At 71.7% G+C, this 25,620-nt stretch carries 28 protein-coding genes and 1 pseudogene; 16 read left to right on the top strand and 13 right to left on the bottom strand.

All coding sequences use genetic code 11. The features are described from left to right. Window positions 1-77 precede the first annotated feature (77 nt). Complete coding sequence (locus tag ACFYL6_RS23530; protein ID WP_387174441.1) at window positions 78-1,115, bottom strand: UDP-N-acetylmuramate dehydrogenase; 1,038 nt, start codon at window positions 1,113-1,115, stop codon at window positions 78-80. A gap of 114 nt (window positions 1,116-1,229) precedes the next feature. Here ACFYL6_RS23530 and ACFYL6_RS23525 point away from each other — a divergent pair, with 114 nt between their 5' ends. The 9 genes and pseudogenes from ACFYL6_RS23525 to ACFYL6_RS23485 form a co-directional block, all read left to right on the top strand. After that, a complete protein-coding gene (locus tag ACFYL6_RS23525; protein ID WP_387174222.1) occupies window positions 1,230-1,988 on the top strand; it encodes a maleylpyruvate isomerase family mycothiol-dependent enzyme in 759 nt (252 codons plus the stop codon). A 210-nt stretch (window positions 1,989-2,198) separates the two neighbouring features. Then, the gene (locus tag ACFYL6_RS23520) at window positions 2,199-3,506 is read left to right on the top strand and encodes an ABC transporter substrate-binding protein (RefSeq protein WP_387174220.1); all 1,308 of its coding nucleotides are present in this window, start codon (window positions 2,199-2,201) and stop codon (window positions 3,504-3,506) included. Window positions 3,507-3,575: 69 nt separating this feature from the next. After that, window positions 3,576-4,559 (top strand): carbohydrate ABC transporter permease, encoded by a 984-nt coding sequence (locus tag ACFYL6_RS23515; RefSeq protein WP_387174218.1) that lies wholly within the window; start codon window positions 3,576-3,578, stop codon window positions 4,557-4,559. After that, window positions 4,556-5,389: a carbohydrate ABC transporter permease gene (locus ACFYL6_RS23510; protein WP_238660100.1), complete on the top strand. Its 834-nt coding sequence runs from the start codon at window positions 4,556-4,558 to the stop codon at window positions 5,387-5,389. Before ACFYL6_RS23515 ends, ACFYL6_RS23510 begins: the two co-directional genes overlap by 4 nt. Then, window positions 5,386-6,765, top strand: a complete 1,380-nt coding sequence (locus ACFYL6_RS23505) for a GH1 family beta-glucosidase (protein WP_387174216.1) — start codon at window positions 5,386-5,388, stop codon at window positions 6,763-6,765. The genes ACFYL6_RS23510 and ACFYL6_RS23505 overlap by 4 nt, the downstream gene beginning before the upstream one ends. 19 nt (window positions 6,766-6,784) lie before the next feature. Next, window positions 6,785-7,792, top strand: a complete 1,008-nt coding sequence (locus ACFYL6_RS23500) for a LacI family DNA-binding transcriptional regulator (protein WP_387174214.1) — start codon at window positions 6,785-6,787, stop codon at window positions 7,790-7,792. A 210-nt stretch (window positions 7,793-8,002) separates the two neighbouring features. Continuing rightward, on the top strand, window positions 8,003-8,416 hold the full coding sequence (locus tag ACFYL6_RS23495) for a RidA family protein (RefSeq protein WP_387174212.1): 414 nt from the start codon (window positions 8,003-8,005) through the stop codon (window positions 8,414-8,416). Window position 8,417: 1 nt separating this feature from the next. Further along, on the top strand, window positions 8,418-9,314 hold the full coding sequence (locus tag ACFYL6_RS23490; RefSeq protein WP_387174210.1) for a GNAT family N-acetyltransferase: 897 nt from the start codon (window positions 8,418-8,420) through the stop codon (window positions 9,312-9,314). 9 nt (window positions 9,315-9,323) lie between these two features. Next, window positions 9,324-9,500 (top strand): annotated as a pseudogene (locus ACFYL6_RS23485) (DUF397 domain-containing protein); the annotation flags it as partial. Between the two features lie 294 nt (window positions 9,501-9,794). On the opposite strand, the gene ACFYL6_RS23480 reads toward ACFYL6_RS23485, so the two are convergent. Beyond that, a complete protein-coding gene (locus ACFYL6_RS23480; protein ID WP_387174208.1) occupies window positions 9,795-10,307 on the bottom strand; it encodes an O-acetyl-ADP-ribose deacetylase in 513 nt (170 codons plus the stop codon). 1 nt (window position 10,308) lies between these two features. Beyond that, window positions 10,309-11,100, bottom strand: a complete 792-nt coding sequence (locus ACFYL6_RS23475) for an EI24 domain-containing protein (protein ID WP_387174207.1) — start codon at window positions 11,098-11,100, stop codon at window positions 10,309-10,311. Between the two features lie 197 nt (window positions 11,101-11,297). Here ACFYL6_RS23475 and ACFYL6_RS23470 point away from each other — a divergent pair, with 197 nt between their 5' ends. Genes ACFYL6_RS23470 through ACFYL6_RS23450 form a run of 5 tightly spaced genes read left to right on the top strand, consistent with a single transcriptional unit; the run spans window position 11,298 to window position 15,863 of the window. Beyond that, entirely contained in the window at window positions 11,298-12,206 is a 909-nt protein-coding gene (locus ACFYL6_RS23470; RefSeq protein WP_387174206.1) for an ATP-binding cassette domain-containing protein, read from the top strand. 12 nt (window positions 12,207-12,218) lie between these two features. Next, complete coding sequence (locus tag ACFYL6_RS23465; protein WP_387174205.1) at window positions 12,219-12,953, top strand: ABC transporter permease; 735 nt, start codon at window positions 12,219-12,221, stop codon at window positions 12,951-12,953. A gap of 11 nt (window positions 12,954-12,964) precedes the next feature. Further along, entirely contained in the window at window positions 12,965-14,233 is a 1,269-nt protein-coding gene (locus ACFYL6_RS23460; RefSeq protein ID WP_387174203.1) for a sensor histidine kinase, read from the top strand. Next, on the top strand, window positions 14,230-14,871 hold the full coding sequence (locus tag ACFYL6_RS23455) for a response regulator (protein ID WP_387174201.1): 642 nt from the start codon (window positions 14,230-14,232) through the stop codon (window positions 14,869-14,871). The genes ACFYL6_RS23460 and ACFYL6_RS23455 overlap by 4 nt, the downstream gene beginning before the upstream one ends. Before the next feature lie 23 nt (window positions 14,872-14,894). Continuing rightward, complete coding sequence (locus tag ACFYL6_RS23450; protein WP_387174199.1) at window positions 14,895-15,863, top strand: helix-turn-helix transcriptional regulator; 969 nt, start codon at window positions 14,895-14,897, stop codon at window positions 15,861-15,863. A 13-nt stretch (window positions 15,864-15,876) separates the two neighbouring features. Here the strand turns inward: ACFYL6_RS23450 and ACFYL6_RS23445 are convergent, their stop codons facing one another. The 6 genes from ACFYL6_RS23445 to ACFYL6_RS23420 all read right to left on the bottom strand — a co-directional run bounded on the left by ACFYL6_RS23445 (window position 15,877) and on the right by ACFYL6_RS23420 (window position 20,130). Continuing rightward, window positions 15,877-16,791 (bottom strand): SDR family oxidoreductase, encoded by a 915-nt coding sequence (locus tag ACFYL6_RS23445; protein ID WP_387174197.1) that lies wholly within the window; start codon window positions 16,789-16,791, stop codon window positions 15,877-15,879. Between the two features lie 55 nt (window positions 16,792-16,846). Then, window positions 16,847-17,584, bottom strand: coding sequence for an alanyl-tRNA editing protein (locus ACFYL6_RS23440; protein WP_204942278.1), 738 nt, complete (start codon window positions 17,582-17,584; stop codon window positions 16,847-16,849). A gap of 11 nt (window positions 17,585-17,595) precedes the next feature. After that, entirely contained in the window at window positions 17,596-18,483 is an 888-nt protein-coding gene (locus ACFYL6_RS23435) for an alpha/beta fold hydrolase (RefSeq protein WP_387174194.1), read from the bottom strand. After that, complete coding sequence (locus ACFYL6_RS23430; protein ID WP_030327754.1) at window positions 18,480-18,794, bottom strand: DUF2516 family protein; 315 nt, start codon at window positions 18,792-18,794, stop codon at window positions 18,480-18,482. Before ACFYL6_RS23430 ends, ACFYL6_RS23435 begins: the two co-directional genes overlap by 4 nt. Before the next feature lie 71 nt (window positions 18,795-18,865). Further along, complete coding sequence (locus ACFYL6_RS23425) at window positions 18,866-19,504, bottom strand: hypothetical protein (protein WP_387174192.1); 639 nt, start codon at window positions 19,502-19,504, stop codon at window positions 18,866-18,868. Continuing rightward, window positions 19,501-20,130 carry a helix-turn-helix domain-containing protein gene (locus tag ACFYL6_RS23420; RefSeq protein ID WP_387174190.1) on the bottom strand — a complete coding sequence of 210 codons (630 nt, stop codon included), beginning with the start codon at window positions 20,128-20,130 and terminating at the stop codon, window positions 19,501-19,503. Before ACFYL6_RS23420 ends, ACFYL6_RS23425 begins: the two co-directional genes overlap by 4 nt. 113 nt (window positions 20,131-20,243) lie before the next feature. Here ACFYL6_RS23420 and ACFYL6_RS23415 point away from each other — a divergent pair, with 113 nt between their 5' ends. Next, the gene (locus ACFYL6_RS23415; protein ID WP_387174188.1) at window positions 20,244-21,041 is read left to right on the top strand and encodes an alpha/beta fold hydrolase; all 798 of its coding nucleotides are present in this window, start codon (window positions 20,244-20,246) and stop codon (window positions 21,039-21,041) included. Between the two features lie 185 nt (window positions 21,042-21,226). Here ACFYL6_RS23415 and ACFYL6_RS23410 read toward each other — a convergent pair whose 3' ends face one another. The 4 genes from ACFYL6_RS23410 to ACFYL6_RS23395 all read right to left on the bottom strand — a co-directional run bounded on the left by ACFYL6_RS23410 (window position 21,227) and on the right by ACFYL6_RS23395 (window position 24,669). Then, window positions 21,227-22,186 carry an asparaginase gene (locus ACFYL6_RS23410; RefSeq protein WP_387174186.1) on the bottom strand — a complete coding sequence of 320 codons (960 nt, stop codon included), beginning with the start codon at window positions 22,184-22,186 and terminating at the stop codon, window positions 21,227-21,229. A 94-nt stretch (window positions 22,187-22,280) separates the two neighbouring features. Further along, window positions 22,281-23,108, bottom strand: coding sequence for a 3-keto-5-aminohexanoate cleavage protein (locus tag ACFYL6_RS23405; protein WP_238660119.1), 828 nt, complete (start codon window positions 23,106-23,108; stop codon window positions 22,281-22,283). Between the two features lie 23 nt (window positions 23,109-23,131). Then, a complete protein-coding gene (locus tag ACFYL6_RS23400; protein WP_387174184.1) occupies window positions 23,132-24,244 on the bottom strand; it encodes a YgfZ/GcvT domain-containing protein in 1,113 nt (370 codons plus the stop codon). Further along, the gene (locus tag ACFYL6_RS23395; protein WP_238660121.1) at window positions 24,241-24,669 is read right to left on the bottom strand and encodes a Fur family transcriptional regulator; all 429 of its coding nucleotides are present in this window, start codon (window positions 24,667-24,669) and stop codon (window positions 24,241-24,243) included. The genes ACFYL6_RS23400 and ACFYL6_RS23395 overlap by 4 nt, the downstream gene beginning before the upstream one ends. Before the next feature lie 69 nt (window positions 24,670-24,738). On the opposite strand from ACFYL6_RS23395, the gene ACFYL6_RS23390 reads away from it, so the two are divergent. Further along, entirely contained in the window at window positions 24,739-25,617 is an 879-nt protein-coding gene (locus ACFYL6_RS23390) for an aminotransferase class IV (protein ID WP_387174181.1), read from the top strand. The last annotated feature ends 3 nt before the right edge of the window (window positions 25,618-25,620 follow it).

The raw sequence follows: 25,620 nt of genomic DNA, 5'->3' as shown, positions 1-25,620 counted from the left end.
GCCCGGGGGAGGCGAATGTCTCCCGCCACAACTCCTTGATCGACGCGACTGGGCGGGAGGGGCGGGGGCGGGGTGGGTTAGAGGGTGCAGTTGATGAGGACTGGTTCGGGGTGCAGGGTCACGCCGAAACGGGCGTACACCTGGTCGCGGATGGTGCGGGCCAGGGTCAGCAGGTCGCCGGTGTGGGCGGTGCCGCTGCGGTTGGTCAGGGCCAGGGTGTGCTTGCTGGAGATGGCCACCCCACCCTCGCCGGGGTGGCCCTTGGCGAAGCCGGCCTTGTCGATCAGCCAGGCGGCGCTGACCTTGACCAGGCCGTCGGCCCCGGGCCAGGCGGGTGGGTCGCCCAGCTCGGCGGAGCGTTCCAGGAGCTGCTCGTACGTCGCCCGGTCGAGCACCGGATTGGTGAAGAAGGAGCCGACCGAGCGAGTGTCCGGGTCGTTGGCGTCGAGCACCATCCCCTTGCCCGCGCGCAGCCGCAGCACCACCGCTCGGGCGTCCGCCAGCGGCACCTGATCACCCACCTCGACTCCGAGGGCTCTGGCCAGCTCCGCGTAGCGCACCGGCCCGGAGAGCGGAGACCGGGTGAGCCGGAAGTCGACCGAGAGCACCACCCAGCGGTCCACGTACTTGAAGATGCTCCCCCGGTAGGCGAAGCCGCAGTCGGCGGCGGGGATGACCTGGCGGGTGCCCTCGACCCGGTCGTACACCTCGACGCCGGTGATCGTCTCGGCGACCTCCTGGCCGTACGCGCCGACGTTCTGGATCGGGGTGGCACCGGTCGAGCCGGGGATGCCGGACAGGCACTCCAGCCCGGCCCAGCCGTTGGCGACCGTGGCGGCGACCAGGTCGTCCCACGGCTCGCCGGCGTCGACCCGTACGGTGACCGAGTCGGCGTCCTCGGCGATGACCCGCACGCCGCGGGAGCGCACCAGCACGACCGTGCCGGGGAAGCCGGCGTCGCCGATCACCACGTTGCTGCCCCCGGCCAGGATCAGGACCGGCTCTGTCGCGGTCCGCACCGCCCGGACGAGCTCGTCGGCACTGCCGGCGGCCACGATCCGCTCGGCCGGCCCACCCGTGCGTAGGGTGGTGTAGCCGGCGAGTGGACCGGGGATGGCACGATCGGCGTCGGTTGTCGGCTGGGCGGAGGCGTCTGGCACGCCCTTCACCTTAGGCTGACAACTAGCCGTGGCACCTACTGGTCGCCCGGCACCCCCGGGAGGATGGCGATGAGCAGACTGCAGGGCAGCAAGGATTTCTGGATCGGGGCGCTCCGGACGGAGGGTCCGGCTTTCGCGGCAGCGGTGGCCGAGGCGCCGCCGGAGACACCGGTGCTGTCCTGTCCGGGCTGGACGGTCAACGACCTCACACTGCACATGGCCGGGATCTACCACTGGGTTTCGTCGTTCGCCGGTTCTGGTCAGACCAGCCAACCGCCGCGGCGGGAGAAGCTTGAGGCCGACCCGGGCGTGAACGCGCTCCAGTTGTGGCAGCAGGGGTACGACCGGGTGATGACTCTCTTCGACGGGCTCGACCCGGAGGCGCCGGCGTGGAACTGGGCCCCACAGCCGAAGAAGGCCGGCTTCTGGCCGCGTCGGATGGCGCACGAGACGGCTGTGCACCGCTGGGACGCCCAGCTCGCCATCGGGGCTGGTGACCCGGTGGAGGCGAAGCTCGCGGCCGACGGGGTGAGCGAGGTGTTGGACACCTGGCTGCCCGCGGGCCGGCGGCAGGTGCCGGGTGACTGGCACGGGGTGGTGCAGCTCGGCGCGACCGATGCGGCCCAGGAGTGGTATCTGCGGCTGCGGGGCGAGGGGGTGGCGCTGCTCGACACCGCGACCATCTTCGATCACGACGATCACCACGCCCGCGCCCAGGTCAGTGGCACCGCGAGCGACCTGTTGTTGGCGCTCTGGGGGCGGGTGAGCTTCGAGACGCTGGACGTCGCGGGCGACCGCACCCTGCTGGATGGTCTGCGCACCGGCTGACCGACCCACCACGAACGAACGAGGGCGTCACCCCATCCGGGGTGGCGCCCTCGTCGGCGTCCAGGGATCCACCGCTCACCCGTCCATCACGGGAGCACAACGCTGAGAGAGCGCTCTCTTGACAGCGGGTTGGCGACCCACCACCCTGTCGTGAGAGCGCTCTCTTAGCCATCTGCCATCACCCACCCGCCTTGAGAGAGGTCGATAACCATGGCTGCCTTCCCGCGCCGCCGCCGCCTCGCCGCGGTGGCCCTCGCCGCCGCCACCGCCCTGCTCGTCACCGCTGGCTGCGGCGGCGGCGACGAGCCGGGCGACGGAAAGATCACCCTCACCGTCGACGTCTTCGGCCAGTTCGGCTACGAGCAGCTCTACCAGGAGTACATGGCCGCGAACCCCGACGTGAAGATCGTCGAGCGTGGCACCGGCACCAACCTCGACGAGTACTCGCCGAAGCTGACACAGTGGCTCGCCGCCGGCCGGGGCGCCGGCGACGTGGTGGCCATCGAGGAGGGTCTGCTGGTCGAGTACAAGGCCAATCCGGCGAACTTCGTCAACCTGCTGGACCACGGCGCCGCCGACCTCAAGGGCAACTTCCTGGAGTGGAAGTGGAACGCCGGCCTGACCGCCGACGGCAAGCAGCTCATCGGCCTCGGCACCGACGTCGGCGGCATCGCCATCTGCTACCGCAAGGACCTCTTCCAGAAGGCCGGCCTGCCCACCGAGCGGGACGCGGTCTCCAAGCTCTGGCCCACCTGGCCGGACTACATCGCCACCGGCGAGCGGTTCACCGCGGCGAAGACCGGCGCGTCCTTCCTCGACGGGGCGACCAACACCTTCAACACCATCCTGCTGCAGACCGCCGGCAACACGACCGGCTACAGCTACTACGACACCAGCGGCAACCTCGTCGTCGACAGCAACCCATCGGTACGGCAGGCGTGGGACACCACAATGGACATCATCGACTCGGGCCTCTCCGGAAAGTACGGCTCCTGGTCGGAGGAGTGGGTCTCCGCCTTCAAGCAGTCGAAGTTCGCCACCATCGCCTGCCCCGCCTGGATGACCGGCGTCATCGAGGCCAACGCGGGCACGGACGCCCAGGGCAAGTGGGACATCGCCCGGGTGCCCGGTAACGGCGGCAACTGGGGTGGGTCGCACCTCGCCGTGCCCAAGCAGAGCAAGCACCAGGCCGAGGCGATCGAGCTGGCCAAGTTCCTCACCAGCGCCAAGGGGCAGATCGGGGCGTTCAAGGCCAAGGGTCCGCTGCCCTCGTCGCCGCAGGCGCTCGACGACCCGGCGATCACCGGCGCGACCAACGCGTACTTCTCGGGGGCGCCGGTCGGCGCGATCTTCGGCACCGGCGCGAAGAGCCTGAAGCCGGTCTACATGGGCCCGAAGAACCAGGCCGTACGGACCGAGGTGGAGAACGCCGTACGGACCGTGGAGCTGGGTCAGCGCAACCCCACGCAGGGCTGGACCGACGCGGTGACCAACGCGAAGAAGGCCGCCGCCAAGTAGCCCAACCAGCGTGCGGGCGGGCTCCGACGACCGGAGTCCCGCCCGCACGGCGGAAAGGAGTTCCCGGGCATGACCGTCCAGCTCGACGCCCGTCCGCCGGTCGTACCGGCCCCCCAGCGCTCGTCAGGTCGGCTCAGCCGGCTCGACACCCGGCTCTCGCCGTACCTGTACATCGCCCCGTTCTTCCTGCTCTTCGCGGTCTTCGGGGCCTACCCGCTGGCGTACACCTTCTGGGTCTCGTTGCACGACTGGGATCTGCTCGGCGCCGACCACCCCTTCGTCGGGGCGGAGAACTACGCCCGGCTGCTGGCCGACGCCGACTTCTGGCACGCGCTTGTGAACACGCTGGGGATCTTCGTCATCTCGACAGTGCCGCAGTTGCTCGCCGCGCTCTGGCTGGCCAACCTGCTCAACCGCGGCCTGCGGGCCCGCACCGGCTGGCGGATGGCGGTGCTGGTCCCCAACGTCACGTCCACCGCCGCGGTGGCGATCGTGTTCGGGGTGATCTTCGGCCGCGAGTTCGGCATGATCAACTGGCTGCTCGATCTGGTCGGGCTGGACGCCATCGGCTGGAAGTCCAACCGGTTCGCCTCCTGGGTGGCGATCTCCGCCATGGTCGACTGGCGGTGGACCGGCTACAACGCGCTGATCCTGCTGGCCGCGATGCAGGCCATCCCCCGCGACCTGTACGAGTCGGCGTCCATCGACGGCGCCAACCGGGCCCGACAGTTCTGGTCGATCACCGTGCCGTTGCTCAAGCCGACGATCATCTTCTGCGCCATCATCGCCACCATCGGCGGCCTGCAGCTCTTCACCGAGCCCCGGCTGTTCCACTCCGGCACCAACCCGATCCGGGGCGGCCCGATGCGCGAGTCGCAGACACTCACCATGTACATGTTCGAGAACGCCTTCGCGCCGCACTACAACTTCGGGTACGGCTCGGCCGTGGCCTGGCTGCTCTTCGCGCTCATCGCGATCGTCGCGGCGGTCAACGTGCTGCTCCTGCGCCGCCTCGGCGGCGGGGACCGCCCACAGAAGGGAGCGGCGCGATGAGCCGACTCTGGCGGGCCAGCCCGCTCACCTATCTCGCCCTGGTCGTCGCCGCCGGCCTGTCGGTCTTTCCGATCTGGTGGATGTTCGTGGTGGCCAGCCGATCCAGCGACGCCATGGGGCAACTGCCGCCACCGATGACGCCGGGCGGCAACCTGGGCGCCAACATCGCCCGGCTGTTCGACAACACCGACGCGTACTTCCTCACCGGTCTGATCAACTCGACGATCGTGGCCACCACGGTCACCGTGTCCGTGGTGTTCTTCTCCAGCCTGGCCGGCTTCGCCTTCGCCAAGCTGCGGTTCCGCGGCCGCAACGCGTTGCTGCTCGTCATCATCGCGACCATGATGGTGCCGACCCAGCTCGGCGTGATCCCGCTCTACCTGATGATGACCCGCTTGCAGTGGAACGACCGGCTGCCCGCGGTCATCGTGCCCGCCCTGGTCACCGGGTTCGGGGTGTTCATGATGCGGCAGTACGCCGGCCAGGCGGTCAGTGACGAGCTGATCGAGGCCGCCCGGATGGACGGCTGTGGCACCGCCCGGATCTGGTGGCACGTCGTGCTGCCCGCGCTGCGTCCCGCCGCCGCCGTCCTCGGTCTGCTCACCTTCATGACCACCTGGAACGACTTCCTCTGGCCGTACGCTGTACTGAACGATCCGGCGAATCCGACCGTGCAACTCTCCCTACGGGCACTGTCGGACGGGTACTACCAGGACATGTCGCAGGTGTTCACCGGAACGGCCATCGCGACGCTGCCCCTGCTACTGGTCTTCGTGTTGTTCGGCCGGCAGATCATCGGCGGAATCATGGAAGGTGCGGTCAAGGCGTGAAGGAACTCCGTTTTCCCGACAATTTTCTCTGGGGAGCGGCCACCGCCGCGTACCAGATCGAGGGTGCGGCCCGCGACGACGGTCGCGGTCCGTCCATCTGGGACACCTTCAGCCGTACGCCGGGCAAGGTGTACCAGGGCCACACCGGCGACGTCGCCTGCGACCACTACCACCGGTACGCCGACGACGTGGCGCTGATGGCCGAGCTGGGCCTGCGGGCGTACCGGTTCTCGGTCGCCTGGCCGCGGATCCAACCGGACGGCACCGGCCCGGCCAACCCCCGTGGGCTGGACTTCTACGACCGACTCACGGACACACTGCTCGCCCGGGGAATCGACCCGATCGTCACGCTCTACCACTGGGACCTGCCGCAGGCCCTGGGCGACCGGGGCGGCTGGACCAACCGGGACACCGCCGAGCACTTCGCCACCTACGCCACGGCGGTGTACGCCCGCCTCGGCGACCGGATCGACGTGTGGACCACGCTCAACGAGCCGTGGTGCTCGGCCTACCTCGGTTACGCCAACGGGCTGCACGCTCCGGGCGAGCAGGATGCGGCGGCGGCCTTCACCGCCGTACACCATCTGCTGTTGGGGCACGGCCTGGCGGCGCGGGCGTTGCGGGCGGCCGGCGCGCGCAGCGTGGGCGTCACCGTCAACCCGGCCGACGTACGCCCGGCCGACCCGGAGAGCGCGGCCGACGCCGCCGCGGTCCGCCTGGTCGACGGCCTGCACAACCGGATCTTCCTCGACCCGCTGCTGGCCGGCGGCTACCCGGACGACGTCCGCGAGCACGTGGCCCGGATCGTCGAGCCGACGTTCATCCGCGACGGTGACGAGAAGCTGATCGCCGCCCCGATCGACCTGCTCGGCATCAACTACTACGCCCCGAGTTACGTGGCCGGCCGGCCCGACGGCGCCGGCAACGGCGCCTACCCGGGCACCGAGGGCGCGGTGCACTTCCTGCCGCCGGCCGGGCCGCTCACCGACATGGGTTGGATGATCGAGCCGGCCGGGCTCACCCGACTGCTGGAGCGGATCGCCGCCGACTACCCCGGGGTGCCGCTGCTGATCACCGAGAACGGTGCGGCGTTCCCTGACAAACCCGGCGCCGACGCGCCCGACGGTCCGGCACAGGTGATCGACGCCGATCGCATCGCCTACCTCGACGGGCACCTCCGTGCGGCACATGAGGCGATCTCCCGGGGCGTGGACCTGCGCGGTTATCTCGTATGGTCATTCCTGGACAACTTCGAGTGGGCGGAGGGTTACCGCAAGCGGTTCGGGATCGTGCACGTCGACTACCTGACCCAGCGGCGCACACCGAAGGCCAGCGCCCGGTGGTACCAGGAGGTGATCTCCCGGAACGGGCTGTGACGAGCGGGGGGAAGGCGCGATGACGACGGCGCAGCGGCCGACGCTCGAAGCGGTGGCAGCGCGGGCCGGGGTGTCCCGCGCCACCGTGTCCCGGGTGGTCAACGGCTCCACCACCGTCGCCGAACCGATCCGCGAGGCGGTCACCCGGGCGGTCGCCGAGTTGGGGTACGTCCCCAACCTGGCCGCCCGCAGCCTGGTCACCCAACGCACCGACTCGATCGCCCTGGTCATGCCGGAGGCGGCCACCCGGGTCTTCTCCGACGACCAGGTCTTCCCCGGCATCATCCGGGGCGTCAGCCAGGAGTTGGAGGCGGCCGACAAGCAACTGGTGCTGATGCTCGCCGGCTCGCCGGCCGGGCACGCTCGGGTCGAGCGGTACACCACCGGCCGGCACGTCGACGGCGTGCTCTTCGCGTCGCTGCACGGTGCCGACCCGCTGCCCGGCACACTGGCCCGACTCGGCATCCCGGTGGTGGTCAGCGGCCGGCCACTCGGCGACGTGCCCGTCCCGTACGTCGACGTCGACCACGTGGGCGGGGTGACCGCGGCCGTCCGACACATGATCGACAGCGGTCGTCGGCGGATAGCCACCATCGCCGGGCCACAGGACATGGTCGCCGGAATCGAACGGCTCAGCGGCTACCGCAGCACTGTCGCCGACGCGGGGCTGCCCGAGCTGATCGCCATCGGTGACTTCACCCGGGAATCCGGGTCGGCCGCGATGCGCCGCCTGCTCACCGAACATCCCGACCTGGACGGCGTCTTCGCCGCCAGCGACCTGATGGCGCACGCCGCCCTGCGGACGCTGCGCGAGGCTGGTCGGCGGGTGCCCGACGACGTGGCGGTGGTCGGCTTCGACGACATCGAGACCGCCGCCTACACCGAGCCGCCGCTGACCACCGTCCGGCAGCCGATCGTGGAACTCGGCCGCCGCATGACCCGACAACTGCTCCGGCTGGCCGCCGGGGAGGCCATCGAGCAGGCGGTCATGCTCCCCACCGAACTGATCCGCCGCGCCTCCGCCTGACCCGCAGCCGGCGCCGGGCCCGTCCCGCGCCGGGCTTGCCCCACGCCGGGCTCGTCCCGCAAGATCCGCACAACTTCGGGGAAATAGTGGTCTCACGGCGCTCGGAGGCCACGATTTCCCTGAAGTTGCTGCCTGGTGCCCGGTCGCGGCCTGCGGGGGCGCGTGGTTAATGCGTCGCCCGGACGGAGGATCATGGTTAGCCTCGCCGACATGCCGGATCCCGTCGCGCTGCTGCACGTCCCCGCACTCTCCGACGCAGCCGAGTACGCGTACGCGGCCACCGTCGAGTCACCTGCCCGGTTGGTGTTCACCGCCGGGGCGTGCCCGCTGGACGCCGAGGGACGCACTGTCGCGCCGGGCGATCACGCCGCGCAGGCCCGGCAGGTGATGACGAACCTGGCGACCGCACTCGACGCGGCCGGCGCGCGGCTGACCGACGTCGTCAAGACCACGGTCTACGTGGCGTCGTCGCAGCAGAAGGACCTGGTGACCGTCTGGGATGTGGTACGGGACTTCTTCGGCGACCATGATCCGCCCAGCACCCTGCTCGGCGTGGCAGTGCTCGGCTACACCGACCAACTCGTCGAGGTCGAGGCAGTCGCGGCCGTACGGATGGGGGCCTGACATGCGTATTCGGGTGGCGCAGCCGGACGACGCTGCGGGCGTGGTGGCCCTGCGGGCGATCGTCTACCCGTACCAGGTGCGCGGCGTCGAGTCGACCCGGAAGATGATCGCCAAGCCGGTACCGGGCAGGGACTGGGTCGCCTTCGTGGCCGAGGTCGATGCCCAGATCGTCGGTTGGGTGACGGCCCAACGCAACGCCTCGACCTCGACGGCGAACTTCGGTGACATCAATCTCCTGCACGTCCACCCGGAGCACCGGCGGCGCGGCATCGGCACCGCGCTGCTGGCGACCGCGACAGGTCACCTCGCCCCGCTGGGGGTGCGCCGGCTCCGCGCCTTCGCCCAGCCGGACGCGCTGCCGTTCGCCCGTCGGCACGGCTACGAGCCCAGTCGCGAGCTGCGCTTCTCGGCACTCGATCTGAATCCGGCACCCGCGCTGCCCGACCCGCCGCCGGGCGTACGGCTGCTCCCGATCTCCGACCTCGACCCGCACCGGCTCTACGCGGCCGATGTGGCCGCCTCGCTGGACGAGCCGGGCGACGTGCCGGTCGACTCGATCAGCTACGAGAGCTGGCAGTACGACGTCTGGGACAACCTCGGTCTGGACAAGATGGCCAGCATGGCCGCCGAAGTCGATGGTGAGATCGCCGCCTTCAGCCTGGTGAAGCGGGACGGGGACCGGATGTGGTCGGACTTCACCGGCAGTCTCCCGGCGTACCGGGGGCGGGGCCTCGCCCGGCTCACCAAGACCGCCGCGCTGCACCGGGCTGCCGCGAACGGCGTGCGCGTCGCGTACACCTCGAACGACGAGGCGAACGGGCCGATGCTCGCGATCAACACCCGGCTGGGCTACCGGCCCGTGGCAGCCGAGTGGAGCTGTCTGGCCGACCTGACCTGATCAGCAGCCGCCCGCTGGCGCAAGTCGACGAAGTCCGGGACGAACGGTGGCAACTGTGTCGAGGTCGCCGACAACCTGCCCGGCGTCGTACTGGTCTGGGACACCAAGGACCGTGACGGCACAACCCTGACCTTCGGGCCGGCAGCCTGGCGCGCCTTCGTCGCGGACCTCTCCGAGCAGCCATAACCGCGTCAAGCCGCGCGATTAGCGCCCGTCCAGTCTCTGCCCCGCTGGCCCGCAGTAGCGATCTCCCCACCCGCGCGTCGATCTTGCAGTTTCTGTCGCCGGAATGCGCGGAATGCCCCCTATGCCGCGACAGAAAGTGCAAGATCGCGGAAAGGGCGAGCCCGAACTCGTCGATCATGGAGTTGTGGTGCCTGGTTTGGGGCCATGCGGGCACTTTGTCACCCACCACAACTCCATGATCGACGAGGCAGCGCGGGGGTTGAACTACTCAGCATCAAGTGATCACGGGGAGGGTTACTTCTCGAACACCCGACGGGCGACGGCGTGGGTGTCGGCGCCGAAGAGCACCAGGCGGGCCTCGGTGACGGTGGCCGGGGTGGCCGCGCGCAACACCGCCAGCGCCTGACCGACCGCATCGTCGACCGGCCAGCCGTAGATGCCGGCGGAGATCAGCGGGAAGGCCACCGTGCCAGCGCCCAGCTCGTCGGCCACCGCGAGGCTGTTGGCGTAGCAGTCGCGCAGCAGCCCCGACCGGTCCTCACTGGCCGACCAGACCGGCCCGACGGTGTGGATCACCCAGCGGGCCGGTAGCTCCCCGGCCGTGGTCGCCACCGCCTGGCCGGTGGGCAGGCCTTTGCCGTAGCGGGACGCTCGCAGCGCCCGGCACTCGGCCAGGATGGCCGGCCCACCGCGCCGGTGGATGGCGCCGTCGACCCCGCCACCACCGAGCAGGGACGAGTTCGCGGCGTTCACGATGGCGTCCACCCGCTGGGTGGTGATGTCCCCCTCGACCAGGGTGATCTCCATGTCAGCTCTCCTCGATCGACTGGCCCATCGAGCGGCGGGCCAGCAGGGTGGCGCCGGCAACCGCGGCCGGCATGATCAGGACGGCGCCGAGCGGGATCAGGAAGCAGAGGAAGACGGCCACTCCGAAGCCGAGCGCGGTGGGCCGGTCGGCCTTCAGGATCGTCCGGCGCTGCGGCAGCCGCATCCCGCGCCGGTAGAACGGTGCGCCGACCAGCTCCACGGCGAGGAACCAGCCGCCCACGGCCGCCCCGATGACCGGGACGACCGTCTGGCCGACCACCGGGATGAAGCCGGCGAGGAAGAGCGGGATGCCGACCAGCGCCGTGAGCGCCACCAGGCGTACCGAGTCGGCGAGGCTGCGGCGCAGCGACGACCAGAAGGGCACGTCCACCGCCCCCGGTGTGCCGCCGTACCGCTGCTCGACCTGCTCGGAGATCTTCTCGTAGAACGGGTCGCCGATGACCAGGGTGACCGCGGTGAAGGTGAGCACGCCGAGCAGGCCGCCGAGCCCCAGGAAGGCCAGCCCGGCGATCACCCGGACCAGGCTGCGGCCGGTGCTCGACCAGTCGTCGGCGAACGGGGTGACCAGCGCCGCGAGGTCGTCCACGAAGTACACGAGCGTGGCGAGCGCGGCCAGGAAGAGCACGCCGGAGATCAGCGCCGGCACGATGCCGAGCAGCACCAAACCGGGGCTGCGGACGTAGAGGCCCAACCCGCGAAGGAGCAGCCCCGCCCCGGCGAGGAAACGTCCGACGGCCCCGGTCACCGGGCTGGCGATTCTGCTGGCATCCACGAACGAGCAGCCTAACGACCGGTGATCGAATCCGCCGGGCGGAGCGCTAGCAGCGACTCGTCGCGTACACATCAACCGGTTGGCGGACGGCGGCGATCCACCGGGGACGCCGGGACCCGTCGCCGACCGGTCGATTCGCCGCCGGGTCACCCCGACGACCCTTGAGGGGTACGAAGTCGACGGCGGAAGGCGGCACGATGCCGGTCATCGAGGTGACCCACCTGAAGAAGCGGTACGGCGACCTGGTGGCGGTGGACGACGTGTCGCTCGCCGTGGAGGCCGGCGAGATCTTTGGCGTCCTCGGTCCGAACGGCGCCGGCAAGACCACCACCGTGGAGTGCGTCGCCGGGCTGCGTGTCCCTGACGGGGGCGGGGTGTCGGTCCTCGGGCTCGACCCCCGCCGGGACGCGGCCCAGCTGCGCCAGCGGGTCGGCGTGCAACTACAGGAGAGCCAACTGCCGGACCGGCTGCGGGTGGCGGAGGCACTGGAGTTGTACGCCTCGTTCTACCGGAACCCGGCCGACCCCGCCGAGCTGATCGACAGGCTGGGCCTCGGCGACAAGCGGAACACCGCGTACAAGAAGCTCTCCGGCGGTCAGAAGCAGCGGCTCTCCATCGCGCTGGCCCTGGTCGGCAACCCGGAGATCGCGATCCTCGACGAGCTGACCACCGGGCTGGACCCGCAGGCCCGCCGGGACACCTGGGGCCTCATCGAACAGGTCCGCGACAGCGGGGTGACGATCGTGCTGGTCACCCACTTCATGGAGGAGGCCGAGCGGCTCTGCGACCGGGTCGCGGTGATCGACCGGGGCCGGGTGGTCGCCCTGGACAGCCCGGCGGGCCTGGTGTCGACGGTGTCTCCGCAGCAGCGGATCCGGTTCCGGCCCTCGGCTCCGGTCGACGACCGGCTCCTCGCCGACCTGCCCGAGGTGTCCGCCGTACAGCGGACCGGCAGCCAGGTGGTGGTGACCGGCACCGGGGAGTTGCTGCAGGCCGTCACCTCGGTGCTCGCCCGCCACCAGATCGTCGCCGCGGACCTGCGGCTGGAGCAGTCCACCCTCGACGACGCCTTCGTCGAGCTGACCGGGCATCGGCCCGCCAACTGAGAGGGAGCGAGCGTGCACGCCTTCCGCAACATCCTGAGAATCGAGGCGCGGCTGTATCTGCGGGACCTGCCGACGCTGCTCCTCACCGTCGGGCTGCCCACCCTGATCCTGGTGGTGCTGGGGCTGGTCCCCTCGCTGCGCAAGCCGGACCCGACCTTCGACGGGCAGACCTTTGTCAGCTACTTCGCCCCGTCGCTGCTGGTGGTCACCCTCGCCATGGTCGGGGTGAACACCCTGCCCGCCGTGCTGGCCACCTACCGGGAACGCGGCGTGCTGCGCCGGCTGGCGACCACCCCGGCGCACCCGGCGGCTCTGCTCGCCGCCCAACTGGTGTTGGCCCTGGCCGGGATCCTGGCCAGCGCGCTGCTGCTCATCCTGGTCTCCCGCCTCGCGTTCGGGGTGCCGTTCCCTCGGCACCCGCTCGGCTTCGCGCTGGCGTTCATCCTCGGCACGGCCGCGCTGCTGTCGCTCGGCCTGCTGGTCGCCGCCGTGGCCCGGACGACGAAGGCGGCACAGGCCCTGGCCGTGCCGCTGTTCCTGGTCACCATGTTCTTCGGCGGGGTCTACCTCCCCCGCTTCCTGCTTCCGGACTTCGTGGCGCGGATCGGCGACTACACGCCGCCCGGGGTGCAGGCGCTCCTCGACGCCTGGACTGGCACCCCGCCGCGGCCGCTGCACCTGGGGATAATGGCGGTGATCGCCGTGGTGGCCGGCGTCGGCGCGGCGAAACTGTTCCGCTGGGAGTGAGCGGAGATGCGATGACCTGCAACGGTGGGCACGACCGTCTGACCAGTTGGCGGGAACGCGAGGCGGCCCTCTACCGCGTCTTCCCCTTCGGCGGGCTGGTCCTGGGCACCCTGCTGGCCCTCGTCGCACCGGCACCCCATCATCTGGCGGCGCTGCCCACCCTCGCGGTCGCTGTGGCGGCCGGATGCTGGGTCGCCTGGTTCGTCACCCTGCATCCCGGCTGGCAGAACCGCCGCAGGCTGATGGCGGTCTACTACGCCGGGCTGCTCACGTTCGCCGCCGCACTCGTGGCCGCCAGCCCGTGGTACGGCTTCTTCGCCTGGATCGGCTACATCCACGCCTTTCCGGTGCTGCCCGGGCGGTGGAGGGTCGCCGGCGTGGTCACCACGGCCGCCCTCGTCGCCACGTCTCAGGGCGGTGGCCTGTCGGTGGTGGTGTCGCACTGGCCGCTCTGGCTGGTGCTGGTGCTGTTCAATCTGCTGGTGGCCGGGTCGGTGAGCTGGTTCGCGATGGTCGCCGAACAGGAGGACGCCAAACGCAAGCGGTTGGTGGCGGAACTCGGCGAGACCAACCGCCAACTCACCGAGACGGTCAGTGAGAACGCCGGGCTGCACGCCCAACTGCTCACCCAGGCCCGGGAGGCCGGCGTGCTGGACGAACGGCAACGAATGGCGCGGGAGATCCACGACACCCTGGCGCAGGGGTTGACCGGCATCATCACCCAACTGGAGGCGGCCGAGCAGACCCGCGACCGGTCCGCCGACTGGCGCCGGCACGTCGACAACGCACTCGCACTGGCCCGGGAGAGTCTCACCGAGGCCCGCCGCTCGGTCCAGGCGGTCCGTCCGGAACCGTTGGAGACGGCCCGGCTACCGGACGCCCTCGTCGAGCTGGGCGGGCGCTGGTCGGCGCTGAACGGCGTACGGGCCGACGTGGCCACCACCGGCACACCCCGCCCGCTGCACCCGGAGGTCGAGGTGACCCTGCTCCGGGCCGCCCAGGAGGCGCTGTCCAACGTGGCCCGGCACGCCGCCGCGTCGCGGGTCGGGCTGACCCTGTCGTACATGGCGGACGTCGTCACCCTCGACGTTCGTGACGACGGGACGGGCTTCGACCTCACCGACCAGCCGGTGCCCCGTGAGCCGGGCGGCGGGTACGGGCTGACCGCCATGCGGCAGCGGGTGGCCCGGGTCGGTGGCGAGATGGCCGTCGAGTCCGAGCCCGGCAGCGGCACCGCCATCTCGGCGTCCGTCCCCGCGCTACCCGGAGGTGCCGGTTGACCTCCCCGGTACGACTGCTGATCGTCGACGACCACCCGGTCGTGCGGGACGGCCTGCGGGGCATGTTCACCGGTGACCCCGATTTCGAGGTGGTGGGCGAGGCGGCGGACGGCTCGGAGGCGTTGGTCCTGGTCGCGACGCTGCGACCGGACGTGGTGCTGATGGACCTGCGGATGCCCGGGATGGACGGGGTGACCGCCATCGGCAGGCTGGCCCGCGCCGGCAGCGCCGCCCGAGTGCTGGTGCTCACCACCTACGACACGGACGCGGACGTGCTGCCGGCGATCGAGGCCGGTGCGACCGGTTACCTGCTCAAGGACACTCCCCGGGAAGATCTGGTTCGCGCGGTCCGGGCGGCGGCCCGGGGTGAGTCGGTGCTCGCGCCGAGCGTCGCCGGCCGGCTGATGGGTCGGCTGCGCGCTCCCGCCGAGGAGCCACTCAGTCAACGGGAGCTGGAGGTGCTCACGCTGGTGGCCCGTGGCGCCTCCAACCGGGAGGCGGCGGCCCGCCTGTTCATCAGCGAGGCGACCGTCAAGACGCACCTGCTGCACGTGTACGCCAAGCTCGGGGTCAACGACCGGGCTGCCGCGGTGGCCACCGCGTACGACCGGGGGTTGCTCACGCCCGGCGGGCGGTGAGCGGCACCGGGCAGGATGGGCGGGTGCGTGCGTCCCGACTGATCTCGTTGCTGTTGTTGTTGCAGGCGCGCGGGTCGATGACCGCGAGCGAGCTGGCACGGGAGCTGGAGGTCTCCGAGCGGACCGTCTACCGGGACGTCCTGGCGCTCTCCGCGGCGGGCGTGCCGGTCTACGCCGACCGGGGGCGGGCCGGCGGTTACCGCCTGCTCGGCGGGTACCGCACCCGACTGACCGGGCTGACCCGGGACGAGGCGGAGGCGCTCTTCCTCGCCGGGCTGCCCGGGCCGGCCGGCGAGATGGGGCTCGCCGACGCGGTCGCGTCCGCCGAGCTGAAGGTGCTCGCCGCGCTGCCACCCGCCCTGCGTGACGCGCCGGCCCGTGCCGGGCAGCGGTTCCACCTGGACGTGCCGGGCTGGTTCCGGGAGACCGCGCCACCGCTCTGGTTGCCCGAGCTGGCCCGGGCGGTCTGGGCAGACCGGGTGGTGGAGCTGCGCTACCGGCGCGGCGACCGGGAGGTGACCCGCCGGGTGCAGCCGTACGGCCTGGTGCTCAAGAGCGGCGTCTGGTATCTGGTCGGCCGGGTCGGCGGCGATGTGCGTACCTACCGGGTGGACCGCGTCACCGGGGTCGAGGTCGGTGACGAGCACTTCGACCGCGACGAGGGCTTCGACCTGGCCGGGCACTGGCGCGAGCAGGCCGGGTCGTTCCTGCGGACCATGCTGGGGGCCGAGGTCGCCGTCCGGCTGAGCCCCGCCGGCCTGCGCCAGCTCCGGCGCCTGGTCGATGCCCCCTTCGTGTACGACGAGATGCTCGCCGCCGCCAGCCCGCCCGACGGGCAGGGCTGGGTGGTGGCCCGGCTGCCCGTCGAGTCGGTCCAGGTGGCGTACCACCAACTGCTGGGGCTCGGCCCCGAGGTGGAGGTCCTCGGTCCACCCGAGCTGCGGCAGTTGTTCGCGGAGAGCGCCGACCGGCTCGCTGCGCTCTACCTCTAGCCGGTTCTGGGCTCTACCGGTAGCCGGTCACGTCCGCCGGTTTGCCCGCGTCGACCACCTCGGTGATGTAGCGGAAGCCCTCGGGTTGGCTGCCGTCCAGGTCGGTGAACCCGTACACCTTGGACAGCGTGCCGGCGTCGACGGACCTGCCGCTCCAGCGGTCCTTCTCCTCGTCGGCGGCGAGCGCGGCCACCGCCCGGCCGACGAAGGCCGGGGTCTCCGAGATGAGGAAGTTCGGGTCGGTGGCGGCGCCGTCGCGCCAGTTCTCCTCGGTCACGCCGAAGTGCTCCAGCATCGCCTCGGAGCGGATCCAGCCGGGGGTGAGCGCCACGGCCGTGCAGCCGTGCGGCTTCAGCTCGTGCGCCTGACTGAAGGCGAGCCGGTTGACCGAGACCTTGGCCAGGTCGTAGAAGACCGACAGCCGGTAGTTCTCGTCGTTGTACGCCTTGGTGCCGTCGCCCATCTCCACCACCAGCCCGCCGGGCTTGCGGATTAGCAGCGGCAGGGCGAAGTGGCTGGTGATGATGTGCGTGTCGACGGCCAGTCGCAGGGTACGGAAGCCGGCGTCGAGCGGCTGCTCCCAGACCGGCTTGTCCCAGGTGACCAGCGGATCGCCGCCCCAGATGTCGTTCACCAGCACGTCGAGTTGGCCCTGCTCGGCGTCGATCCGGGCGACCAGGTCGCGGACCTGCTCGGGCACCAGATGGTCGACCTGGACGGCGATGCCGGTGCCGCCGGCCGCGGTGACCAGCTCGGCGGTCTCCTCGATGGTCTCCGGTCGGCCCATCTCGGAGCGGCCGGCCCGGGTACTGCGACCGGTGGCGTAGACCGTGGCACCGGCCGCGCCGAGCTGAACGGCGATCTGCCGACCGGCACCACGGGTGGCACCGGCGACGAGCGCGATCTTTCCAGTGAGCGGTTGTGTCATGCCTGCGACGTTGTCAGGAATACCTGACAACCGACGTCCGATTTGGTTACTCGACCTAGTCCACCAGCCGGACGCGAACCCGGCGGTTGGCCCGGCCCTTGCTCTCCACCTTGACCACCTGCACCTTGCCGATCTGGGCGGTGGAGGCGACGTGGGTGCCGCCGTCGGCCTGCACGTCCAACCCCACGATGTCGACGATCCGGACCTCCTGCTCGTCCGGCGGGATGAGGTTGGACTGGGTGCGGATGATGTCCGGCAGGGCCAACGCCTCGGTGCGCGGCAGCACCCGCGTGGCGACCGAGCGGTCGGCGGCCACCTCGGCGTTGACCAGTTCCTCGATGCGGCTCTTGAAGTCCGGCGGCACCTCGGGGAGGTTGAAGTCCATCCGGGCCTCCCCGGGCTCCATGTTGCCGCCGGTCACCAGCGCGCCGAAGTCGCGGAACACCACGCCGCAGAGCACGTGCAGCCCGGAGTGGGTACGCATCAGTCGGGTGCGGCGCTCGTCCTCCACCGCGCCGACGACCTCGGTACCGACCGGCGGCAGCGGGTCACCCTCGGCGGGGATCAGGTACGGGTCGTCGCCCTTGCGGGTGCCGACGATCCGGGTCTGCACGCCCTGCCAGAGCAGCACGCCGTGGTCGGGTGGCTGACCACCGCCGCCCGGGTAGAACGCCGAACGGTCCAGCACGATGCCCTGCTCCGCGTCGGCGTGCAGGACCGTGCACGTCCATTCGCGCAGGGTCGGGTCGGCAAGGTCCAGCCGGTGCGTCCGGCCATGCTGTGTGACGCCCATGACAGGGCAGGTTACTCGTTCAGGAAGCCCGAGATGCGGTCCCGCAGGTCGGCGCGTTCCGACCAGAGCACGCCCGGCCGGTCGTACACGTGCAGGGTGGCCTGGGGCAGCGCGACGGCGAGCCGCTCGGCGACCTCGACCGGGTGCAGGTCGTCGCCCGCGCAACCGATCACCAGAGCCGGGGCGGTGACCGCCGTCAGGTCACCGATCTGGCGCAGCGGTGTCTGCTCGGTGAGCGTGGCCAGACCGTCGGCCAGACCGTCGCGGAGCAGTTGGTCGAGCCGTTGCCGCAGGTACGCCCAGCCGGCCGGGGTGTTGCGCACCGCCGGTGGCAATTCCAGCGTGACGATGTCGGCGACCGCCGAGGCGTCCCCGCTCTCCACCGCCTCCAGCAGGTCGGTGACGCGTTCCCGGGCGATCGGCCCGCGTGGCTCGTCGAGGACCGCCGGCAGGAAGAAGACCAGCCTGTCGAAACGCTCCGGGCTCTCCGCGAGGAGTCGGCAGAGGGCACCCGCGCCGAGGCTCGCGCCGAACGCCCGGCTGGCGCCCCCGAGATCGGCGATCGCCCGCAGATCCCGGGCCAGGTCCAGGTAGTCCCACGGCCCGTCCGGGGCTTCGGAACGGCCGTGCCCGCGGAACTGGAAGAACACCTTGCGGCCGTTCACCCCACTGCCGAACGGGCGGGTGGTGGCGATGCCGTGGCCCAGCCCGTGCGCGAACACGGTGACCGGATCACCTGTGCCGGTGACCAGCCGCTCCAGCCGTACGCCGTGTGGGGTGGTGACCAGCTCGGTCTCCGGTTCCGGCAGCGCCGGCCGGCCGGTACGCGGCCCGCCCGGCCCGGGCCCCCAGGTGCGGGGCCCGCTGTCGGGCGGGGGCGGCCAGCGAAAACCTCTCACCAGAACCCTTTGCCGTCGCTCAGGTCGCGCAGGCCGACCCGGACGTCGAGCAGGTAGATGAGCGCGGCGGCGATGCCGATCAGCCCGAAGAGGCTGATCGGACCGAAGCCGAGCAGGGTGAGCACGAGGCAGACCGCCAGGATGGCGATCCAGCCGCCCTTGGGCAGCGTCCCGATGGCGGGGAAGGCGTCGGAGCGCTGCGTGACGGCGTGCACCAGCGCGACACCCTGGATGATCAGCGCGAAGACGAGCAGAATCAGCTCGATCACGTAGCGGACTTCGAACGCGAAGATCGGCGCGGCGTTGGCCATGCCGGCAAGTTTATGTCCACGACCCCGGCTACGTCCGACAAGGACGCCGCCGGGGTCGTGGACAGGACGAGCTACTCGGCGGCCGGGCGGGTCCGCTTGGTGGCCCGGGGAAGCTTCGCCGACGGCGTCTCGGGCTGCTTGGCAGCCTTCGGCGCGCGGGCGACCTTCTTGACCGCCGCCGGCTTGGCCTCGGCGATCTCGGCCACATCGGCCGGGGTCGGCACGTCGACGGCGGCCGGGGCGGCCGGGGTGGTGGTGGCAGCCGCGGTGGTGGCCGGCGTCACGGCCTCGGTGGCCTCGATGTCGGCGTTGACCGTCTCGGCGGCCTCCAGCACGCCGGCACCGACGACCCGCTCGCCCCGGGCGACGAGCGCGCCGTACGCGGCGAACGCGCGCTCCTGGGCGACATGGGCGCTCGCGACCACCAGGGCGGCGTTGCGGGTCGCGGCGGCGCGCAGCTTGTCGATGTCGGCCACCTCGCGCAGCTTCGCCAGGTCGGCGGTCTCGTTGGCGGTGCGCAGCGTCTCGGTGGCCTTCTGCTTCAGCTCGAAGCCGGTCAGCACGGCCCGACCACCCAGGTCGGCGACGACCCGGGTGCTGAGGACGCCGACCACGGCCGGCAGCTTGCGCAGCTGCTCGATGGCCAGCTCACCGGCGCCGGCTGCGGCGTAGATCGGGGCGGGGATGCGGTTGGTCTTCGGCTCGCTCATGACGTCTCCTCTTCGGCCGCCTGGGCGGCCTTCTTCTTCTGGGGGATGTTGGTGCTGCCCGGGGCGGGGGCGGTGCCCGCCTCGGTGACGGCGACCGACTCGAGCACGGCCTCGGTCGGAGTGCCGCCCACGGTGGTGGGGCCGGTGGCGGCCACATTGGCCAGGTCGGCGGCCTGGCTGGCCGGCTGGCTGACGGCCGGGCCGGCGGCCGGACCGGCGGGCTGACCAGCGGGCTGGTCGGCCTGAGCCGCCTCGGCTTCGGCCTGGGCCTGGGCCTCGGCCAGCCGGGTGTTCTCCCGGCGGAACGTCTCGTAGATCTGACTGAGCGACTGCTTCTGCGCCATCGTCAGGTCGGTGTCCACGGCGATGGCGGCGAGGACCCCGTGGCCTTCCTTGTCGTCGAGCAGACCGGCGCGCAGGTACATCGCCGGCGTGGAGACCCGCAGCGCGCTCGCCAGTTGCTGGAGCACCTCGGCGCTGGGTTTGCGCAGGCCGCGCTCGATCTGGCTGAGGTACGGATTGCTGACCCCCGCCTGCTCGGCGAGCTGCCGTAGCGAGATCTTGGCGTTGCGCCGCAGATCGCGGATGAACCCGCCGACGTCGGGAAGGTCCTTGGGTGTGGCCATGGCAGCGACGCTAACTGCCCGCGCTAGCTCTTGCAAGCAAAACGCTAGCCATAGTTAGCAAGGTCTCAGCATCCCGTTTGCGCGCCGCCCGGGTCGATCCGTACGGTCCCTCCGTGCACAAGATCACAGTCAATGGAGCAAGCATCGCGTACGACGAGGCCGGCACCGGTTCGCCCGTCGTCCTGCTGCACGCCGGAATCGCCGACCGGCGGATGTGGCGGGGACAGGTGGACGTGCTCGCCGCCCGGCACCGGGTGATCGTCCCGGACCTGCGCGGCTACGGCGACTCGGAACTCCCCCCGGCCCCGTTCACGCACCACGACGACGTGGCCGGACTGCTGGACGCGCTCGACCTGCCCCGGGCCGCCCTGGTCGGCTGCTCCTTCGGCGGGGCGGTCGCCATCGACACCGCGCTGGCCCACCCCGACCGGGTGAGCGCGCTCGCGCTGTTCGACACGGCGGTCTCTGGCAACGAGTGGTCCGACGAGGCGAACGACCTCTGGGACGACCTGGTCGGCGAGGTCGACCCGGACGACTTCGTCGCCGGCGCGGCCGGTGAGGTGCGGTTCTGGGTGGTCGGCCCGGGCCGCCAGCCGGAGGACGTCGACCCGGAGCTGCTCGCGTTCGCGCACAAGATGGACCAGCGCGCCCTCGCCGCCGAGCTGGCGCTCGGCGCCGTCGAGGTGGGAGAGCTGACGCCACCGGCGATCGGCCGTCTCGGCGAGCTGAAGATCCCCGTCCTGGTCACCGCCGGTGCCGCGGACGTGCCGGACATCAGTCGGCTCGCGGACCGGATCGCCGCCGAGGTTCCCAACGCGGTACGACTGCCCGACGTGCCGGACGCCGCGCACCTGCTGCCGCTGGAGCGACCGGAGCCGGTCAACGCCGCGCTGCTCGACTTCCTGGGCTAGCCACCACCGCCGCCGGCGGACCTGCCGCGACGAGCGCTATACCTCAGAGTCATATTCATACCCGCGAGGTATAGCGCTCGATCCGGAGTTGGCCGCGTCGAGCAGCCGGGCCGCGCCAAGCCAAGCAGCCGGGCCGCGTCGAGCCGCCAGGCCGCGTCGAGCCGCGGGCCGGCGGGCCGGCGGTGTCACCAGAGCGGGCGGACCGCCCCGACCGGGACCCCGCCGCCGAAGAGCGGCACCTCGGCGTACTCGGTCAGCACCGGGGCGTCCACGCCGAGCCGGCGCAGCGCGGAGACCAGTACCGGCATCCGGGCCCGGTCGGCGCCGTCGTCGATCTTCAGTGCGACGGCGCCGACGCCCGGCAGCGCCACGGCGATCACACCCTCGGCGCCGACCTTGGCCAGCAGCCCCGGCACACCACGCATCAGCCGGGTGTCGTCGGCCTGGGTGCCGCCGACGATCTCCGGGTACGCCCGCATCGCGTCGGCCACCGTGCGCGGCACCGAGCCGGGCTCGGCGTCGACCAGCCGCAGGTACGCCCCGGCCAGGCCGGTCAGCGACACCGCGAGCACCGGGGCACCGCAGCCGTCGACCCCCACCGCCGCCGCCTGCTCGCCGGTGAACTCCTCGATGGCGGCTCGCAACCGCTGCTGCAGCGGGTGCTCCGGCCGCCAGTAGCCCTCCCGCGACCAACCGGCGGCCTCGCAGGTCAGCAGCATCCCGCTGTGCTTGCCGGAGCAGTTCATCTGCAACCGGCTCGGGCCACCACCGGCGCGGAGCACCGCCTCCCGGGCCGCGGCACCCACCGGCAGGTCGGGCGGGCAGTGCAGCGCCGACTCGTCCAGCCCGGCACGCTCCAGCAGCGCACCGACCCGGGCCAGGTGGAATTCCTCGCCCGCGTGACTCGCCGAGACCAGCGCCACGTCGGCCGGGTCGGTCAGGGCCAGGCCGGCCCGGAGCATCCCGATCGCCTGCATCGGCTTGCTGGCCGAGCGGGGGAAGATCGGCGAGGTCACGTCCCCGGCGGACGCCACCGCGAAACCGGTGGCGTCCAGCACCACCACCGAGCCCCGGTGCGCACCCTCCACGAACCCGGACCGGACCACCTCGGCGAGCGGCGCGCCGCCCTCGTACGTCTTCGTCACGCGCTGGACGGTACCGACGGTCCGGGGGTGCCCGGCGGCGGGGTGACCAGGAGGTCCACCGCCCGGGTGACAGGAGCGCGGGACAGACCCGGCCTTACAGCCCGAGCAGTTCGCGGGCCTCGGTGGTGGTCAGCGGCGGGCGCTGGGCGAGCTGGGCGAAACCCACCGCGCGGGCGACCAACTGCATGTTGGACTCCACCGGGCGGCCCTTCGCGTACGTCACGGTGTCCTCCATGCCGACCCGCAGGTGCCCGCCGGCCGACAGCGAGGCCAGCAGCACCGCGATGGTGCTCCGGCCGACGCCTGTTGCCGAGAAGGTGGTGCCCTCGGGCAGGTCCCGCAGCATCCGGTGGGCAGCGACCAGGGTCTCGGTGGTGCCCGGCATGCCGCCCGGCACGCCCATCACGAAGTCGACGTGCACGTGCCCGCCGGCCGGCAGCCCGTACTTGCCGAGCAACCGCTGCAACGCGGACAGGTGGCCGAGGTCGAAGATCTCGTACTCCGGCACGATCCCGCGTTCCTGCATCCGGGTGTGCAGGTCGACGATGAACTCCCAGCGGTTGAGGAAGACGTCGTCGCCGAAGTTGACAGTGCCCATGGTGCAGGAGGCCATGTCCGGACGGGCGTCGAGCACGGCGAGTCGGGCGGCCTCCGGGTCGGTCACCGCGCCGCCGGAGGAGAGCTGCACGATCAGGTCGGTGCTGTCCCGCAGCGCCGCCACCGTGTCGGCCAGACGCACCGGGTCGAGCGTCGGCCGGGCCTCGTCGTCGCGGATGTGGACGTGGATCACGGCGGCGCCGAGCGCCTCGCACTCCTTGGCGGTGAGCAGCAACTCGTCGAGGGTCACCGGCAGTGCCGGCACCTCCGCCTTGGCCGACTCAGCGCCGGTCGGGGCCACCGTGATCAACGTCCCTGTCGTCATGCCGGCGATCCTAGACGGCCCGCTCAGGACGGGTCGATCGCCGCCGCGGTCTCGCCGATCAGCAACGTGGCGTCGTCCGGGACGTTCCGCTTCAGCACCGCGAGAGCGACCTGGCCCAGTTCGTGGTGCAGCACGGCGGTGCCGACGAAGCCGACCGCCCGGCCGTCGAGGGTCACGGGCGTACCGGCCACCGGCGGCTGATCGGTGGTCACCCCGTCCAGGTGCAGCAGTACGAGGCGACGCGGCGGCCGGCCCATGTTGTGCACCCGCGCCACCGTCTCCTGCCCCCGGTAGCAGCCCTTGTCCAGGTGCACCGCCGGGGCGATCAGGTCGACCTCGGCCGGAATGGTCCGGTGGTCGGTGTCCACGCCGACCCGGGGCTGCCGGGCGGCCACCCGGATCGCCTCGTACGCCCACAGGCCCGCGACCGGCACGCCGGCACCGCGCAGCTCGGCCACCACCTGGTCCATCGCCGACCGGGGCACCAGCAGGTCCACCCCGAGCGGACCACGTCGGGCCCAGCCGCCGATCGGCAGCGGTCGTACGTCGTACCGCGCGCTCGCCCGGAGTGGCACGGCACCGTGCGGGAACTTCGGACCCGGCACCGCGACCACGTCCGGCGCGGCGAGCCCGGTCACGCCGAGCGTGCCGAGCGCCTCCATGGCCGCCGGCCCGACCAGCGACAACAGTGCGCGCTCGGCCGTCGCGTCGCGTGGTTCGACCTTGCTGAAGAACCGCATCTTCTCCAGGTAGGTCAACAGGCCCTGGGTTGCACCGGGGTCGGTGTCCAGCCAGGTGGTCTCGCCGTCCTCGGCGACCATGGCGTGCTGCTCGATGTGGCCGTGCGGCGACAGCACCAGCAACTCGGTGCCCTCGCCCGCGGAGAGCGCGGTCAGGTGCTGCGAGGTGATCGTGTGCAGCCAGCCGGCCCGTTCCTCCCCGGGCACCGCGATGACCCCTCGATGCGACCGGTCGACCAGACCGACCTCGGTGTCGAGGGTGCGCTGCTCACGCAGCGGATCGCCGTAGTGCGCGGCCACCCCCCGGACGCCGGCCGCGACGTGCGCCGGATCGGGCTGGTCACGGCTGGCCTCGTCGATGCTCTCGACGGCCACCGCACCTGCGATGTCGATCATTTTTCGTCCCCGTTCTCGCAGCGTACGCAGACGCCGAAGAGTGACACGTGCCCGATGTCCACCCGGAACCCGCGCTGCGCGGCCAACTGGTCGGCGAGGGGGCGGAGCAGCTCCGGATCGATCTCGTCGATCGCGCCGCACTCCCGGCAGACCAGGTGGACGTGCTGGTGTTCACCGGCGGCGTGATAGGTCGGTGAGCCGTGCGACAGGTGCGTGTGGGTGACCAGGCCGAGCCGTTCCAGCAGCTCAAGCGTGCGGTAGATGGTGGTGATGTTGACGCCGGCGGCTACCTCCCGGACCGCGGTGTGCACCTGCTCCGGGGTGGCGTGGCCCAGATCGAGCACCGCCTGGAGGACGAGCTGCCGTTGGGGCGTCAGCCGCAGCCCACGGGCCCGCAGCATTTCCGCGAGGGAGGATTCGGACACCGTCCGATCATAGTTCGGCCACCAGGCTGTTCTCCGCACCGCGATCGATCACCACTACGCTCGACGGTCATGGTGGAGTCGTCCGTCGGGAAGGTCGCGGCCGACCCGACCGCGCGGATCGCCGTCCTGGGCCGCGGCCGGGTGCTGCCCGGCGCCCCGGTGCTCCGCGGTGACGACCTCGGGGTGCTGCACGGTGACGGCCTCTTCGAGACCATGCACCTGCGCGACGGCCAGCCGTGGCTGCGCGACGAACACCTGGACCGCCTGGCCACGGCGGCCGCCGCCGTCGAGCTGGCCCTGCCCCCCACCGCCGCACTGATCGACCTGTTGGACGAGGTGCGTAGAGGCTGGCCAGCGCCGGTGGAAGGCGCTCTTCGGCTGGTCTGCACCCGGGGCCCGGAGGCTGGCGGCCCGCCCACGGTCTACGCCACGCTGGCCGAGGTGCCGGCGCCCGCCCGTGCCGCCCGACGGGACGGAATCACGGTGGCCACCCTGCCGCTGGGGCTGCCCGCCGCCGCCCGGAACGGGCTGAGCTGGTTGCCGGCCGGCATCAAGTCCACGTCGTACGCGGTCAACAGCGCCGCCCGCCGCTGGGCCCGCCGGGCCGGCGTGGACGACGTGCTCTGGATCTCCTCGGACGGGTACGCGCTGGAGGGCCCCACAGCCAATGTGGTGTGGCTCACCGACGACACGCTCTGCACGGTGCCGGCCGCCACCACCGGCATCCTCGCCGGCACCACAGCGGCCTGGCTGCTCGCCCACGCGACCGAACTGGGCCTGGGCGCCGCCGAGCGGATGATCACCGCTGCCGAGCTGCACGCGGCGGACGGCGTGTGGTTCACGTCGTCGCTGCGCGGAGCCGCCGAGGTCCACACCCTGGACGGGGTACGTCGGGCTCGCTGCCCGCGTACCCCCGCCCTACAGGCCCTGCTGGGTTTCCCCGTCTAGGCA

It is taken from the genome of Micromonospora sp. NPDC007208, assembly GCF_042869175.1.
GTDB classification, from domain to species: domain Bacteria; phylum Actinomycetota; class Actinomycetes; order Mycobacteriales; family Micromonosporaceae; genus Micromonospora; species Micromonospora foliorum.
Note: the sequence above shows the minus strand (reverse complement) of the source record. Positions and strands in the feature narration are given on the sequence as shown.